Here is a 15,261-nt window from a genome sequence, read left to right as displayed (position 1 = left end):
TATAAGCTTATCAAAATATTGTATAAACGATTGATTGGGATGCTGTTTGTTTTGCGATCTTGCCACAAACTGGGATTATGGGCCGAGTTGTCCATTGTCAGATGACTGTCAAATCGGGATATACTATTCGAGAATGCCCCTAACGCGGTACAGTAAACAGGGGGTAATTAAAATTTTAATTGCCAATTGTCCAAAAATGACCATAAATTGAGGAGTAATAAACATGAGTAGCGAACAAGATCCCGTCAAGTTGATGAAACAGCAAGTCGGTAAAGCCGCAGCCGATCGCGTCCAGTCCGGTTCTATTGTCGGTTTGGGTACGGGGTCAACCACAGCCTACACCATTCAGTATTTAGGAGAACGTCTTCAAAGTGGAGAACTCAAAGATATTAAAGGCGTTCCGACATCATTTCAAGCCTCTGTACTCGCCAAACAATACGGCATTCCCCTAACAACATTAGACGAAATTGATCACATGGATGTTGCCATTGACGGCGCCGATGAAGTCGATCCCAATAAGAATCTAATTAAAGGCGGAGGTGCGGCACATACTCGCGAAAAAATTGTTGATACTTTAGCCGATCAATTTATCGTAGTTGTTGATAGTTCCAAACTGGTTGAAAAGTTAGGATCGACCTTTTTACTCCCCGTAGAAGTTCTACCATTAGCCATTACGCCGGTGATGCAAAAAATTGAAAAACTCGGCGGAAAACCAACCCTTCGTATGGGGGTAAAAAAAGCGGGGCCAGTGATTACCGACCAAGGAAATATGGTGATTGATGTCAAATTTGACTCTATTGATAACCCCGCCGAATTAGAACAAACCCTGAATAATATTCCCGGTGTTTTAGAAAATGGTTTATTTGTGGGTGTTGCTGACTTAATCTTAGTCGGAGAAATCAAAGACGGAAAACCCCTGATCCGCGAAATTTCCTAAGTTTCCTCAGCGCTTCGGAGGCGTTCAAGCCGAACGTCTCTGTATTGATTACAATGGAATAAATAAACTGGAAAATAAAGTCGTTAGTCTTCTCATCCGTATGATGTATTATAGACGATTTGGACGTACAGAATTGCCGATGCCGATATTCTCTTGTGGTGGAATGCGGTATCAGCATCAATGGAAAGATATTCCAGCCCATCAAATTCCAATTGAGAATCAAACCAATCTAGAAGCGACCATTCGCCGTTCTTTTGAATGTGGGATTAATCATATTGAAACCGCACGGGGATATGGAACCTCAGAAATGCAACTTGGGCAAGTTTTACCCAAATTTCCCCGCGAACAATTGATTATTCAAACCAAAGTTTCTCCCGCTGAAAACCCCAAAGAATTTCGGCGAAAATTTCATCAATCTTTGGCTTTTTTGCAATTAGATCATATTGATTTATTGGGCATTCACGGCATTAATACTCCCGAGTTACTCGACTGGACAATCAGACCCGGAGGCTGTTTGGATGAAGCCCGAAAATTTCAAGAACAAGGCAAAGTCAGGTTTGTTGGTTTCTCCACTCACGGGGCCGACTGATGTGATTACAAAAACCATAGAAACCGATCAATTTGATTATGTAAATCTGCATTGGTATTACATCAATCAGTTAAACTGGCCGGCAATTGAAGCCGCAACCCGCCACGATATGGGGGTATTTATTATTAGCCCTTCAGACAAAGGCGGAAAACTTTATAACCCCCCGAAAAAATTGGTTGAACTGTGTTCTCCCTTGAGTCCAATGGTGTTTAATGACTTATTTTGTTTGAGTCATCCACAAGTTCATACCTTGAGTGTGGGCGCTTCTAAACCCACCGATTTTGATGAACATTTAAAAACCATTGATTTACTAGATCGTTATGATGAAATTTTACCGCCCATTTTAGAACGTTTAGAAAAACAAGCGATAAACTCTTTAGGAAAAGATTGGTTTAAAACCTGGCAAATCGGCTTACCTACCCCAGAAAATACGCCCAATAACATCAATATTCCCGTGATTTTATGGCTGCGAAATTTGGCGATCGCTTACGATCTGGTAGAATACGGAAAAATGCGGTATAATCTGTTAGGAAATGGCGGTCATTGGTTCCCCGGAAAAAATGCCGCCAATGTTGAACAAGTTGACCTGAGTCAATGTTTAGCCAATAGCCCCAACGCCGATAAAATTCCCGGCTATTTAGCAGAAACTCATCAGATGTTAGGAGGAGGAGAAGTTAAGCGGTTATCTCAAAGTTAAACTTGTATTTTTGACCTTTTCCCCAGTCTCGCTTTGATCCCCCCTAGCCCCCCTTAACACTTTGATCCCCCCTAGCCCCCCTTAACGCTTTGATCCCCCCTAGCCCCCCTTAACGCTTTGATCCCCCCTAGCCCCCCTTAACGCTTTGATCCCCCCTAGCCCCCCTTAACGCTTTGATCCCCCCTAGCCCCCCTTAACGCTTTGATCCCCCCTAGCCCCCCTTAACGCTTTGATCCCCCCTAGCCCCCCTTAAAAAGGGGGGAAGAATTGAGGGGAATAATAAAAGTGAGGAGTTATTAAATTAATAGTTTGATAATTCTCTACTCAAAAAAATTCCCCAACCTTTTCGACCTCTCCCTAACCCTCTCCTACGAGGAAAGGGAACTGGAAAAATTCCCCCTCGCCTTTTAGGAGAGGGGGCTAGGGGGAGAGGTCAAACCCTGATCTTTTAGGAGAGGGAAGCGGAAAAATTCCCCCTCGCCTCACCCCCCTTTTTAAGGGAGATTTAGGGGAATAAAGTCCCCCTTTTTAAGGGGGATTTAGGGGGATTCTTTTTAAAAAACCTCCGCCCCTTCAAACTGTTTCACATTCTGAACTTTAGCAGATTCTCCACAAGTTCGAGGCGTTGGAAACAGCTTTCCGGGGTTCGCCAAACCCTTAGAATTAAACACCTCTCGAACCCATTTCATTGTATCTAAATCCGTTTCATTAAACATTTCCGGCATATAACAACTCTTGTCCGAACCAATACCGTGTTCGCCCGAAAGACTTCCCCCAACTTTCACACAAATCTTGAGAATTTCGCCGCCAATTTCCTCAACAACTTCTAACGCCCCTTCAACAGAATTGTCATACAAAATCAACGGGTGAAGGTTGCCATCTCCCGCATGAAATACGTTAGCAATGCGATACCCATATTTCTCACTCAAAGCCTCAATTTCTTTCAAAACATAAGCCATTTGAGTTCGGGGAATTACCCCATCTTGAACATAATAATCCGGGCTAACATGACCCGCAGCCGCAAACGCCGCCTTCCGTCCTTTCCAGATTTTTAATCGTTTTTCTGGTTCAGATTCTATCGTAATATTACGCGCCCCGTTGTTTTTACAAATCTCGGCAATTCGCTGTTTATTTTCCGCAACTTCCACTTCCAAACCGTCAACTTCAACCAACAAAATCGCCCCCGCATCTCGCGGATAAAGCCCAGTATTTACCACATCTTCCACCGCATTAATACTGAGATTATCCATAATTTCCATTCCCCCTGGAATAATCCCCGCCCCAATAATATCAGAAACCGCAGCGCCAGCCGCTTCTATTGTCGGGAAATCTGCCAACAAAACACAGATATTTTCCGGGGCTTTGAGAATCCTTAACGTGATTTCTGTGGCAATTCCTAACGTTCCTTCCGAACCCACAAATAAACCTGTTAAATCATATCCCGGCATTTCGGGAACTTCTCCGCCAATCTCGACAATTTCACCTTCAGGCGTGACTATTTTTAAGCCTAAAACGTGATTGGTTGTTACCCCATATTTCAAACAGTGAACCCCGCCGGAATTTTCCGCAACATTTCCCCCAATTGAACAAATAATTTGACTGGAAGGATCGGGGGCGTAATAAAATCCAGCCCCGCTTACCGTTTGCGTTACCCAATTATTAATGACCCCCGGTTGTACGACAACTCGTTGATTTTCGAGGTCAACATTTAGGATTTTTCGCATCAACGCCGTGACAATTAAAACACAATCTTCGACGGGTAAAGCGCCGCCAGATAAGCCCGTTCCCGCCCCTCTCGCCACCCAAGGAAGGTTATGGCGATCGCATATTTTCACGGCTTCGGCGACTTCTTCGGTGGTTCGGGGTAAGACAACCAAAGCGGGACGTTGGCGATAACTGGTGAGTCCATCGCATTCATAAACTAATAATTCTTCCTTGCGTTGAACCACGCCCCGTTTTCCGACTGTCGCTTCAAATTGTTTAATAATCGGTTTCCAATTGCGTTTTTGTTGTTTGTCTTGGGTCAGCATTGAGTTGTGTATTGATAGAGCGTTTTAGTAATTGTATTATTTTAACAGCAATACATCCAAAAAAACCAATCAATCCCAAAAACCCTCTCTTTTCAAAAAACCGGGTTTTTATTAATTTTTATTGATAGATAAATCCCAACAACCCGGTTTCTCCGAGAAACCGGGTTTTTATTCCCCACAGTATTCCCCAAAACTCGATTATCCAATTTTTATTGATAGATAAACCCCAACAACCCGGTTTCTTAGGAGTTACCCGGTTTTTATTCCCCAGGCTATAATATTCAATGAACGGGAAAGGGTTAATTTTCCGAAAAATTTGGGCAAAATAGAAATAAAATAATCACCCCTCAAAACCATGAAATGCTGCATCAACCCCCAATGTCCTAAGCCGCAAAACCCCGATGATGTGGTTTATTGTCAGGCTTGCGGGGTGAAAATACCCGACCTGCTGCGGGGACGATTTCGCATCATTAAACTGTTGGGACAGGGGGGATTTGGTCGAACCTATTTGGCAGAATATCATGATAAACTAAAAGAATATTGTGTGGTTAAACAGTTTGTGCCGAGCGTGCAGGGAACCGCAGCATTACAAAAAGCAATCCAACTCTTTGAACGGGAAGCCAGACAACTCCAACAACTGGGAAAACATGACCAAATTCCCATATTATCCGCCTATTTTGAAGACAATAACCAGCTTTATTTGGTTCAAGAATATGTGGAAGGCGAGAACTTATCAGAACTTTTAGAACAGCAAGGCATTTGGAACGAACAGCAAGTTAAAGACCTGTTACTCAGTTTATTACCTGTGATTGAGTTTATCCATCAAAAAAACGTCATTCACCGGGATATTAAACCGGAAAATATTATCCGGCGTCGGGAGGATGGTCAGTTTGTCCTGCTCGATTTTGGGGTTGCAAAAGAGTTATCAAAAACCGTGTTATCAACTCAAATCGGGACTCAAATCGGTTCGCTCGGTTATGCACCTATCGAACAAATGTTAGGCGGCGAAGCGTATCGGGCGAGTGATTTATTTAGTTTGGGAGCAACCTGTTTTCACCTGTTAACCGATGTACATCCCTACGAATTATCCCTGAGACAAGGTTACAGTTGGACGGGAAACTGGCGAAAGTCTTTAAAGGGTTCGGTGAGTCAAGAATTGGGGGAAATTTTAGATAAGCTGTTACAAGAAAATATTGAAAATCGTTTCTCGTCCGTTGTAGAAGTTTTAGAAGCGTTAAAAATTCAATCTCCCGTTTCTCCTCAACCAACAGTTGTTCAAACTTCCCCTATTTCAGCGTTAAAAATTCAATCTCCCGTTTCTCCTCAACCAAAAGTTGTTCAAACTTCCTCAAGAAATGGGCAAAATCTAACTTTAGTCACCACTTTTAAGGGACATTCAAATACTGTCACTTCTATCGCCTACAGTCGGGATGGTCGAACCTTAGCCAGTGGGAGTTTAGATAAAACGATAAAATTGTGGGATGTTCTCACCCGACGGGAAATCGCCACCTTGAGAGGACATTTAAACTGGGTCAGGTCTGTAGCCTTCAGTCGGGATGGTCGAACCTTAGCCAGTGGGAGTTGGGACAACACAATCAAATTGTGGGATGTACAGACTCAACGACAAATTGCCACTCTCACCGGACGTTCAAATTCTGTCAGGTCTGTAGCTTTCAGTCCCGATGGTCGAACCTTAGCCAGTGGGAGTTGGGACAACACAATCAAATTGTGGGATGTACAGACTCAACGACAAATTGCCACTCTCACCGGACGTTCAAATTCTGTCAGGTCTGTAGCTTTCAGTCCCGATGGTCGAACCTTGGCTAGTGGGAATGGTGACAAGACGATAAAATTGTGGGATGTGCAGACTCAACGACAAATTGCCACTCTCACCGGACATTCAGATTGGGTCAATTCTGTAGCCATAAGTCCCGATGGTCGAACCTTAGCCAGTGGCGGTAATGACAAAACGATAAAATTGTGGGATGTGCAGACCCGACGGGAAATTGCCACGCTCACCGGACATTCAAATTGGGTCAATTCTGTAGCTTTCAGTCCCGATAGTCAAACCTTAGCCAGTGGGAGTGGTGACGACACGATAAAATTGTGGGATGTGCAGACTCAACGGGAAATTGCCACTCTCACCAGACGTTCAAATACTGTCAATTCTGTAACTTTCAGTCCCGACGGTCTAACGTTAGCCAGTGGAAGTTCTGACAGGACGATTAAATTGTGGCGGGGACAGTAAAAACGTTTGTCGGGGGCGGGTTTAACAACAAATTGACTTCTGACTTTCGCGAAGCGGTATTACCTGATTTGTAAAAAAGTAACCCAGATCACTCCCCCCAGAATTGGGTGCAAATACTCTAAAAAACTGCGATCGCACTGAAACGCTAAAATAAAACTATCTCCAATTATTAAGACGCAGTGTGAGGAGTTCATCTGTGCCAGCAAAGGATATTTTTCACGAAGCGGTAAGGCAAGCACTTCAAAAAGAGGATTGGATAATTACAGATGATCCGCTTGTTGTAAAATTTGGTAAGGATAAAGTTTTAATTGATCTCGGTGCTGAGAGAATACTAGCAGCAGAAAAAGCGGGCAAAAAAATAGCAGTTGAAATCAAGAGTTTCTTGAATGAATCTGAACTCTTTGATTATCATGCAGCATTAGGACAGTTCCTAAATTATCGATTAGTATTGCAGCGCACTCAGCCTGAACGAACTTTGTACCTTGCAGTTCCAATAGAAACCTATCGATCTTTTTTCGGTCGAGACTTAGCCCAGGCATCAGTGCAAGAATATCAGGTTAAAATGATTGTTTATGATTCTATTAATGAGGTGATATTACAATGGACAAACTAGAAAAATATCGTCAAATTATTCAATCATTATTAATAAAATATAGTCAGTTTAAAAATTCAGAAGAAAATCTTGAAACTCAGTTAATATTTGATACTGAACGAGACCATTATCAAATTTTAGAGTTGGGTTGGGAAGATTATGATCGGATTTACAATTGTATCATTCATCTTGATATTAAAGATGGGAAAATTTGGATTCAACGGAATACAACGGATATTCTTATTGCTGAAGAATTGGTAGAGATGGGTATTCCTAAAGAAGATATTATCTTAGGATTACAGCATCCCTATAAACGACCCTTCACAAAGTATAGTATAGTGTAGTAGCTTCGTGAGAAGTGGCTTCGCGATCCTAGCAGACATTCTTGAGACAAGCCTACAAGCTTATCTGATTGTAGTATATCTATTTTCATCGCTTCGGCGATCGCCATGCCTCAAAGTCCCTCGCCTGGTAGGAGAGGGATTTAGGGAGAGGTTCTAAATGCTAAATAACGTGGTTTCATTTCAATTTTAGTTAGTATAAATTACCCTAAAATTAAGATTTTTTAAGAAAGTTTGTCCGAACTAAAAACATCATTCAAAATAGAAAAATATCGCCAAATTAACGAATCAGTGTGCATTAAAAATGAATAACGCTTTAAAAGTTCGGGCTTTATTGCTATTACGTGAAGCCCTAAAGAATTCCGATGCAAATTTTCGGGATGGACAGTGGGAAGCGATCGCAGAATTGGTAGAAAATCGCTCTCAATTGTTAGTCGTACAACGGACGGGATGGGGGAAAAGTTTAGTCTATTTTCTCGCAACTCGTCTGTTTAGAGAACAAGGAAGCGGGCCGACATTATTAATCTCACCGTTGTTAGCCTTAATGCGAAATCAAATTGTAGCAGCCGAACGAATTGGCGTTAAAGCTGCTACGATTAATTCTAGTAATACCGAAGACTGGGAAGCGGTTAAAACTCAATTAATTAACGGAAAAATCGACCTATTATTAATCTCTCCCGAACGATTGGCAAATGAAGACTTTCAAAACACGGTTCTCTCCCAAATTTCTCAAAGAATAGGATTATTTGTTGTTGATGAAGCCCATTGTATATCCGACTGGGGACACGATTTTCGTCCCGATTATCGCCGCATCGTTCGAGTGTTACAAGCATTACCCCGCAATATTCCCGCTTTGGCTACAACCGCCACCGCAAATAATCGAGTTGTTCGCGATATTATCGAACAATTGGGTGAGGAACTTTGGGTCTTTCGAGGAACTTTAACCCGTCCAAGTTTAAAACTACAAAATATTAAACTTTCGAGTCCAGCCGAACGTTTAGCATGGTTGGTTGAAAACCTCCCAAAGTTACCGGGAAGTGGTATAATTTATGCGTTAACCGTCAAAGATACCGAACGAATTGCAGATTGGTTAAAACAGAATGGAATTCATGCTAAAGCTTATCATGCTGATGTTCAAGAAAACCGAGAAATGCTTGAAGATCAACTGTTGAATAATCAACTGAAAGCATTAGTCGCAACCACAGCGTTAGGAATGGGTTTTGATAAGCCAGATTTGGGGTTTGTAATTCACTATCAACGTCCCGGTTCAGTCGTTCATTATTATCAACAAGTTGGACGAGCCGGACGAGCGGTGGAATCAGCCTATGGTATTTTATTAAGTGGGGAAGAAGACGAAGAAATCACCAACTATTTTATTCAAACCGCTTTCCCCCCAGAAGCACATACCCAACAAGTTTTAGACTGTTTAAATCAAGCCGAAGAAGGGTTATCAATTCCTCAGATACAGCAGGATTTAAACCTCTCTCAAGGTCAAATTAGCAAAGTCTTAAAACTGTTATCGCTGGAATCTCCAACTCCCGTAACCAAACAGGGTTCTAAATGGTTTGCTACACCCGTCATTTATCAACCCAATCAGAAAAAAATTGAACAATTAACAGAACTTCGCTATCAAGAACAAGAACAAATGCGAGAATATATGGAAACTCAAAACTGTTTAATGCAGTTTCTCGCCAACGCTCTTGATGATCCCAACTGTATTCCTTGCGGTAAATGTGCGGTTTGTTTGGGAAAACCGTTACTTCCGATAACCTGTTCAATAGAACGAACAAATCAAGCCATTCAATATCTTCGCCGCAGCGATCACAAAATTTCACCCCGCAAAAAATGGACTCCACAAGCCTTGCAAATGTACGGCTTTTCTGGTAATATTCGGGATAATTTAAGAGCAGAAGAAGGTCGAGCGTTATCTCTTTGGGGGGATGCGGGATGGGGAGAATTGGTTAAAAAAGGAAAGTATGAAGATTGCCAGTTTAGTGATACTTTAGTACAAGGCATGGTGGAAATGATTCAACGCTGGAAGCCTCAACCTTTTCCGACTTGGGTGACTTGTGTACCTTCCCTAAAACGTCCTGAATTAGTTCCCAACTTCGCCCAACGACTCGCCCATCAATTACAATTACCGTTTGTTCCAGTGGTGAAAAAAGTTCGTCAAAATCAACCTCAAAAAACCATGAGTAACAGTTATCAACAAGCTCATAATTTAGATGGTGTGTTTGTCGTCGAGAGTTGGGAAAGAATGAAAGGATCGGTTTTTTTAGTGGATGATTTTGTTGATTCTCGCTGGACATTTACAGTCGTTGCTGCTCTTTTGCGTCAAGCCGGAAGTGGAAACGTTTTTCCGATGGCTTTGACTCAGAATTCTTTAGGCTTTACAAGTGATTAAATGATGGTTAATTTTACGGTTTCTGCTGATACCGAAGCGATATTATTACTCTGTGCAAGTTTTGGAGAAAATCGACAAGCCGAACCCAAACCGTTAACGCTGAAAGAGTATAATCTCTTGGCGAAATGGTTGCAGGAAAATCGGATGCGACCCCAAGATTTATTGGATAAAAATACTCAAATTAAATTGCAAAGTTTACCGGGTGATAAACTCGATCCGAGCCGAATTTTTGCTTTACTTGAACGGGGTGCAATGTTCGCTTTTGCAGTGGAAAAATGGACGAATCAAGGAGTCTGGATTATTGGTCGGGGTGATGGGGAATATCCTCTATTTCTCAAGCAAAGATTGAAACATTCTGCACCTGCTATTCTGTATGGTGTGGGCGAGATAGAATTACTTTCTAAAGGAGGATTAGCAGTTGTTGGTTCGCGAAATATTGACGAAGAAGCGGTAGAATATACTCAACAAATTGCTCGAATTTGTGCAGAAGAAAAAATTCAAATTATTTCAGGGGGAGCGAAAGGCGTCGATCAGGCGTCAATGTTGGGGATATTAGAAGCGGGAGGAACGGCGATCGGTGTGTTAGCAGATAGTTTACTCAAAGCGGCAACTTTGGGCAAATATAGAGACAGTATTCGAGAGGGTCAACTCACTTTAATTTCTACTTACGATCCCAACGCGGGTTTTTCTGTCGGTAATGCAATGGGACGGAATAAATATATTTATGCTTTGGCAAATTATGCTTTAGTTATTAGTTCTTCTGTGCGTCAAGGCGGAACTTGGGCGGGTGCAATTGAAGCGTTAGAAAAAATTAAAGAGGTTCCCGTTTGGGTGCGAATGGAAGATAATGTTCCCGAAGGAAATCAACAATTGGTTGAGCAAGGTGCAAGACCGTTTAAACTAATTGAGTGGAATGATTATTTACATGATTTTCTCTCAAAACCGCCGGAGTTAATAGAGAAAAATATTGAGGAGGAAAACGAACAACAGGAAGAAAAACCATCAGAAAATGAGTATAATTTAGAAGAAAATGTAGAAACTCATCCGGCTGAAACTGCGGAAAAATTAGTAGAGAATGAATCAATTTCTGCACAAAATACTTTAGAAGAACAACAGACAGTTCCCTCTATTCCTGCTGAAGAAATTTATCAAGCGGTTCTACCAATTATATTAAAACATCTACAAGAACCGTTAGATGATAAATCTCTCGCCGAACGTTTGGATGTACAAATCGGACAAATGCGAGAATGGTTAAAAAAAGCGGTGGCAGAAAAGAAAGTTGAAAAGCTTAAAAAACCAGCAAAAACCTATGTTATTGCCGATAAAAACTTATTGGATTTTATCAATTAGCCCATGTAGGGGCGGGTTCCGCAGAGATTTATATTTCTCATCAACAACCTAAATAAACCCGCCCCCACCCCAAAATTTGACTCACAATTATTGTGAATTTTAACAGAAATCTGTTTGATGCACGCCACCCGTTTTGTAGGGGGCGGGTTCCGCAGAGATTTATATTTCTCATCAACAACCTAAATAAACCCGCCCCCACCCCAAAATTTGACTCACAATTATTGTGAATTTTAACAGAAATCGGTTTGACAGACCCCACCCGTTTTGGGTATTATAAAAATAGTGTTCTTGACCAAGTATCAAGAATTGAGATCATCCTCTTATCCCCTAATCCTTCAATACGCTCGATAATATCTCCTAGAGATTCAAACGGCTTTTTAGATCGTTCACGTTCTATATTTTGAATAATTTTATCAGCCGTTTTTCCGGTGATATTAGCACTTTTCAAGCGAAAAGCCAGTTCGGATATAGTCAAAGTATTAAAAGCCTCAAGTGGTTGCGATTTTTTTGGGATTTGAGATTTGATCTCTTGTATCTCCCGATCATATTTTTGATTAATGCTTTCGAGTTTTGAATTTTGTTGATCAAAGACTTTATTTAGACGTGATTCTAGATTATTTTGGCGAGACTCTATATTCAATATTCGAGACTCAACGCCATCAAAATTCGTTTGACTGGGGTTGTTTTCTCTTTTTTCTGGAACATTTAAAGATTGAGATTTCTTGAAAAAGTCCAGTTGTTGCTTGATAGATTTTTCTTGAGCGGGAGAAACAATAATTGCATTAATCATCTCTCCCTGACGCAAGTTTTTTTCCTTCGCTCTCACCGCAGCATAATATTCTAAATCTCCCTCAATGACTTTGTACTGATCCAAATCAATTTGCTGTAAGAATATCGGTTTTAACACTCCCTCACACTCTAGAATTAAATCGGCTAAAGTGTCAATTTCAGCTTCAGAAAATTCTGAGCGGGGAACATCTGAGGTAATTGATTTAACATCCACATAGGAAAACTTAATCACTTTTAAACTCCCATTTTTCTTAAAACTTCTGTAGCGAGCGCTTCAAATTCATCGATAGATTGACTAGCAGCATTACTTGCTGAGGAATTTTTTTCTGCATATTTAAAAATAGACTGGGGTTCGGCAATTTCTAATTCTCCTACAATAATTGTCTCATTTAGACATTGAGATAAAGCTGTCCTTTCAAAAATAACACTATCCATGAGTGGAAGTTCATATTTTTCAGGAATGACTTGTTTTTGTCGCGGAAATACATATTGTAAGTATCGAGCGTTAGTGGCTATTTTAGAAGGTAAAACCCCCAAAAGATTGATCGGGGGTCGTCCGCTTGACATCCGAAACTCGTTAACGTCTTTAATTAAGGTTTTAACATTAGATAATCCTTGATTCGCAAAAGGTTTGAGATCCGATGGTATAATTAAATAATCGGCAGCAATCAGCGGTAATTGTGCATATAAATCACGGGATGGAGGAGTATCTATAATTACGATATCATAGTCATTTTCTACCCGCTTAAGTTTGCTCGGAAGTCTGAAAGGCGTGGCTTGAATATTCTTTAAAAAATCTTGATGTTGTAGCAAGTCAATATGAGAAGGAATGACATCAATTTCCGGATCGTTAAACCCATCAGACTTTTTGGCAACATCTGAAACAAAGTCAAGTTCTCCCGATTTTAGAAAATGATAAACGTAGGAATCTTTAATATTATCTTCCTCATCAAATTGAAACTTTACTAATCCCATTGCAAAGGTTGTGTTGGCTTGGCTGTCCAAATCAATCACTAAAACTCGATAACCTTTCTTACTTAAAGCTGCTGCTAAATTAACAACAGTGGTGGTTTTACCGACACCACCTTTATTGTGATAAACGGCGATAATTTTCATGGTACTTGTCCTTTCCAGAATAGAACTTTGAGATACAACTGATGGAAATGGAGATAATTCTTGACTGGATTCTGTTGGTTCGTTTTCAGTTGAGATGGGAGTCTGTTCAAAAGTTTCTGCGGAAAATAGAATGGGTTCTATATCCTCATTTTCGAGGAGAACTTGATAACTGGGTTCGGGAGAAAAATCTAAGGTTTCAATCCCATCAGATACAGGAGTAATTTCCTGTCTGGGTCTGAGGGATTCTCGACCAATTAAACCTTTGATTTCCTCTATTTTTGCTTCGACTTCCTCCCCAGGACATTGAAAAACTAACTCAATATTATCATCAACCCGTTGATAAATTCGGATTTCTTTCCCATTGGTTAGGAGTCCATATCTGACGCTCAAACTGGTTAAATAACGCCGCAGTTTTTGAACGTGACGATTCAAATTTTGATTGGGATGCTTCGCCTCCATGACCACACTTAATGGAGAATCCGCATCAACGGTAAAGGGAATAACTTGCGCCGCAAAGGATAAGAAATCTAAGCGAATATTACCGAATGTTACTTCTTGATGCCAAGTGTTGGGGGTGTATCCCAACTGCGGTAACAAATAACTAACAATCAGTTTACTCTCGACTTCCCTTTCGTTTCGACACAATGCAGGATTAAAACTCAAGGGTTAACTCCGTATCACGTTAATCCGATCCGATTGACTTGCATTCTTTCCATCCTAACATGAGGCTGACCCAATTCCTAATTTTTTAGTTTAAAAAAGTGATAATTAAAACGAGGTTTTTTTTGATAAAATGGAAACATATAGGTTCACTAATTAATTTAATAAAAGTTGATTTGACTATTGATCTCACCGTCCTCACCCTGAACAATTTCAAAGTCCCTCGCCTTTTAGGAGAGGGATTTAGGGAGAGGTTCTTCTCAAAATTAATCAATTGATCTCATCCTCCTCACCCCGATCAATTTCAAAGTCCCTCGCCTTACCCCCCACCCCCCTTTTTAAGGGGGGATAAAGGGGGGATAAAGGGGGGATAAAGGGGGGATTGATGAGGGATTTAGGGAGAGGTTCTTCTCAAATGCTAAAATAAAACTATCCTCTCTTGATTCTTGGGTTATGGAAGAAATTCTAGAGTTAAAAGAATTACTACTCAAAGGCGACATCAAAGGTTCATTAACCCTAATTGACGAGTTAGAAGAAATGGGTCGAAAAGATATTATTAACAATATTCGCAGTTATGCAGTTATTTTACTCCTACATTTAATTAAACAACAAGCCGAAAATCGGACAACTCGTTCATGGGATGTTTCCATTCGGAACTCGGTTTTAGAAATTCAAAATTTAAACGAACGTCCCAAATCAAAAGGGGTTTATTTGAGTTCTGAAGAATTAAATAGTATTTTAGAAAAAGCCTATCCACAAGCCATTAATAAAGCTTCTCTAGAAGTTGAAGAAGGGCGTTATGATTCTCGCCAATTAGAACAACTTGTTAATCGAGTCGAAATTTTAAGTCAAGCGATGAGTTTAATTGACGCAGATACAATCAATTGATCTCATCCTCCTCACCCCGATCAATTTCAAAGTCCCTCGCCTTACCCCCCACCCCCCTTTTTAAGGGGGGATCAAGGGGGGATTGATGAGGGATTAAGGGGGGATTGATGAGGGATTTAGGGAGAGGTTCTTCTCAAATGCTAAAATAAAACTATCCTCTCTTGATTCTTGGGTTATGGAAGAAATTATAGAGTTAAAAGAATTACTACTCAAAGGTGATATAAAAGGTTCATTAACCCTGATTGACGAGTTAGAAGAAATGGGTCGAAAAGCAATTTTAAAGACCATTCGCAGTTATGCAGTTATTTTACTCCTACATTTAATTAAACAACAAGCAGAAAATCGCACAACTCGTTCATGGGATGTTTCCATTCGGAACTCGGTTCGAGAAATTCAACGGGAAAATAAACGTCGCAAAGCGGGAGGTTATTATCTCAATCAAGAAGAACTGCTAGAAACTCTAGAAGAAGCTTATTTAAACGCAATTGATCAAGCTTCCCTAGAAGTTCAAGAAGGACGCTACGAACCGCAAGAATTAGAAGAAATTGTTAATCGAGAAGAACTTTTAAATCAAGCGATGAAGTTGATTAATAACGAAGATATCTAATACCATGTCGTTG

11 protein-coding genes and 1 pseudogene are annotated in these 15,261 nt (G+C 40.7%); 9 read left to right on the top strand and 3 right to left on the bottom strand.

Going from position 1 to position 15,261, the window contains the following annotated elements; genetic code table 11:
• Window positions 1-223 precede the first annotated feature (223 nt).
• Entirely contained in the window at window positions 224-937 is a 714-nt protein-coding gene (gene rpiA, locus ACL6C3_RS17635) for a ribose-5-phosphate isomerase RpiA (protein WP_413160281.1), read from the top strand.
• A gap of 103 nt (window positions 938-1,040) precedes the next feature.
• Window positions 1,041-2,223 (top strand): annotated as a pseudogene (locus ACL6C3_RS17630) (aldo/keto reductase).
• Between the two features lie 554 nt (window positions 2,224-2,777).
• On the opposite strand, the gene glcD reads toward ACL6C3_RS17630, so the two are convergent.
• The gene (glcD, locus tag ACL6C3_RS17625; protein WP_413160279.1) at window positions 2,778-4,253 is read right to left on the bottom strand and encodes a glycolate oxidase subunit GlcD; all 1,476 of its coding nucleotides are present in this window, start codon (window positions 4,251-4,253) and stop codon (window positions 2,778-2,780) included.
• Window positions 4,254-4,608: 355 nt separating this feature from the next.
• Here glcD and ACL6C3_RS17620 point away from each other — a divergent pair, with 355 nt between their 5' ends.
• From ACL6C3_RS17620 to ACL6C3_RS17600, 5 genes are all read left to right on the top strand, one after another.
• A complete protein-coding gene (locus ACL6C3_RS17620) occupies window positions 4,609-6,501 on the top strand; it encodes a protein kinase domain-containing protein (protein ID WP_413160277.1) in 1,893 nt (630 codons plus the stop codon).
• Window positions 6,502-6,697: 196 nt separating this feature from the next.
• Window positions 6,698-7,114: a XisH family protein gene (locus tag ACL6C3_RS17615; RefSeq protein ID WP_413160276.1), complete on the top strand. Its 417-nt coding sequence runs from the start codon at window positions 6,698-6,700 to the stop codon at window positions 7,112-7,114.
• On the top strand, window positions 7,102-7,437 hold the full coding sequence (locus tag ACL6C3_RS17610) for a XisI protein (protein WP_413160274.1): 336 nt from the start codon (window positions 7,102-7,104) through the stop codon (window positions 7,435-7,437). The genes ACL6C3_RS17615 and ACL6C3_RS17610 overlap by 13 nt, the downstream gene beginning before the upstream one ends.
• Before the next feature lie 301 nt (window positions 7,438-7,738).
• Window positions 7,739-9,838: a RecQ family ATP-dependent DNA helicase gene (locus tag ACL6C3_RS17605; protein WP_413160273.1), complete on the top strand. Its 2,100-nt coding sequence runs from the start codon at window positions 7,739-7,741 to the stop codon at window positions 9,836-9,838.
• A complete protein-coding gene (locus ACL6C3_RS17600) occupies window positions 9,839-11,188 on the top strand; it encodes a DNA-processing protein DprA (protein WP_413160272.1) in 1,350 nt (449 codons plus the stop codon).
• Between the two features lie 271 nt (window positions 11,189-11,459).
• Here the strand turns inward: ACL6C3_RS17600 and ACL6C3_RS17595 are convergent, their stop codons facing one another.
• Together ACL6C3_RS17595 and ACL6C3_RS17590 are read right to left on the bottom strand one after the other, a co-directional pair.
• Complete coding sequence (locus ACL6C3_RS17595) at window positions 11,460-12,095, bottom strand: DUF655 domain-containing protein (RefSeq protein ID WP_413160270.1); 636 nt, start codon at window positions 12,093-12,095, stop codon at window positions 11,460-11,462.
• Window positions 12,096-12,211: 116 nt separating this feature from the next.
• Window positions 12,212-13,756, bottom strand: a complete 1,545-nt coding sequence (locus ACL6C3_RS17590) for an AAA family ATPase (protein ID WP_413160268.1) — start codon at window positions 13,754-13,756, stop codon at window positions 12,212-12,214.
• Between the two features lie 450 nt (window positions 13,757-14,206).
• Here ACL6C3_RS17590 and ACL6C3_RS17585 point away from each other — a divergent pair, with 450 nt between their 5' ends.
• Together ACL6C3_RS17585 and ACL6C3_RS17580 are read left to right on the top strand one after the other, a co-directional pair.
• A complete protein-coding gene (locus ACL6C3_RS17585; protein ID WP_413160266.1) occupies window positions 14,207-14,641 on the top strand; it encodes a DUF29 family protein in 435 nt (144 codons plus the stop codon).
• A gap of 175 nt (window positions 14,642-14,816) precedes the next feature.
• Window positions 14,817-15,248, top strand: coding sequence for a DUF29 family protein (locus tag ACL6C3_RS17580; protein ID WP_413160265.1), 432 nt, complete (start codon window positions 14,817-14,819; stop codon window positions 15,246-15,248).
• The last annotated feature ends 13 nt before the right edge of the window (window positions 15,249-15,261 follow it).

The sequence above is a fragment of the Capilliphycus salinus ALCB114379 genome (genome assembly GCF_047276495.1).
Lineage (GTDB): Bacteria > Cyanobacteriota > Cyanobacteriia > Cyanobacteriales > Microcoleaceae > Capilliphycus > Capilliphycus salinus.
The sequence above is the reverse complement of the archived record's forward strand: the minus strand, read 5'-3'. Positions and strand labels throughout refer to the sequence as shown.

Coding starts and splice junctions, on each gene's coding strand:
- rpiA (WP_413160281.1), top strand. CDS start 224: ATGAGTAGCGAACAAGATCCCGTCAAGTTGATGAAACAGCAAGTCGGT.
- glcD (WP_413160279.1), bottom strand. CDS start 4,253: ATGCTGACCCAAGACAAACAACAAAAACGCAATTGGAAACCGATTATT.
- ACL6C3_RS17620 (WP_413160277.1), top strand. CDS start 4,609: ATGAAATGCTGCATCAACCCCCAATGTCCTAAGCCGCAAAACCCCGAT.
- ACL6C3_RS17610 (WP_413160274.1), top strand. CDS start 7,102: ATGGACAAACTAGAAAAATATCGTCAAATTATTCAATCATTATTAATA.
- ACL6C3_RS17605 (WP_413160273.1), top strand. CDS start 7,739: ATGAATAACGCTTTAAAAGTTCGGGCTTTATTGCTATTACGTGAAGCC.
- ACL6C3_RS17600 (WP_413160272.1), top strand. CDS start 9,839: ATGATGGTTAATTTTACGGTTTCTGCTGATACCGAAGCGATATTATTA.
- ACL6C3_RS17585 (WP_413160266.1), top strand. CDS start 14,207: ATGGAAGAAATTCTAGAGTTAAAAGAATTACTACTCAAAGGCGACATC.
- ACL6C3_RS17580 (WP_413160265.1), top strand. CDS start 14,817: ATGGAAGAAATTATAGAGTTAAAAGAATTACTACTCAAAGGTGATATA.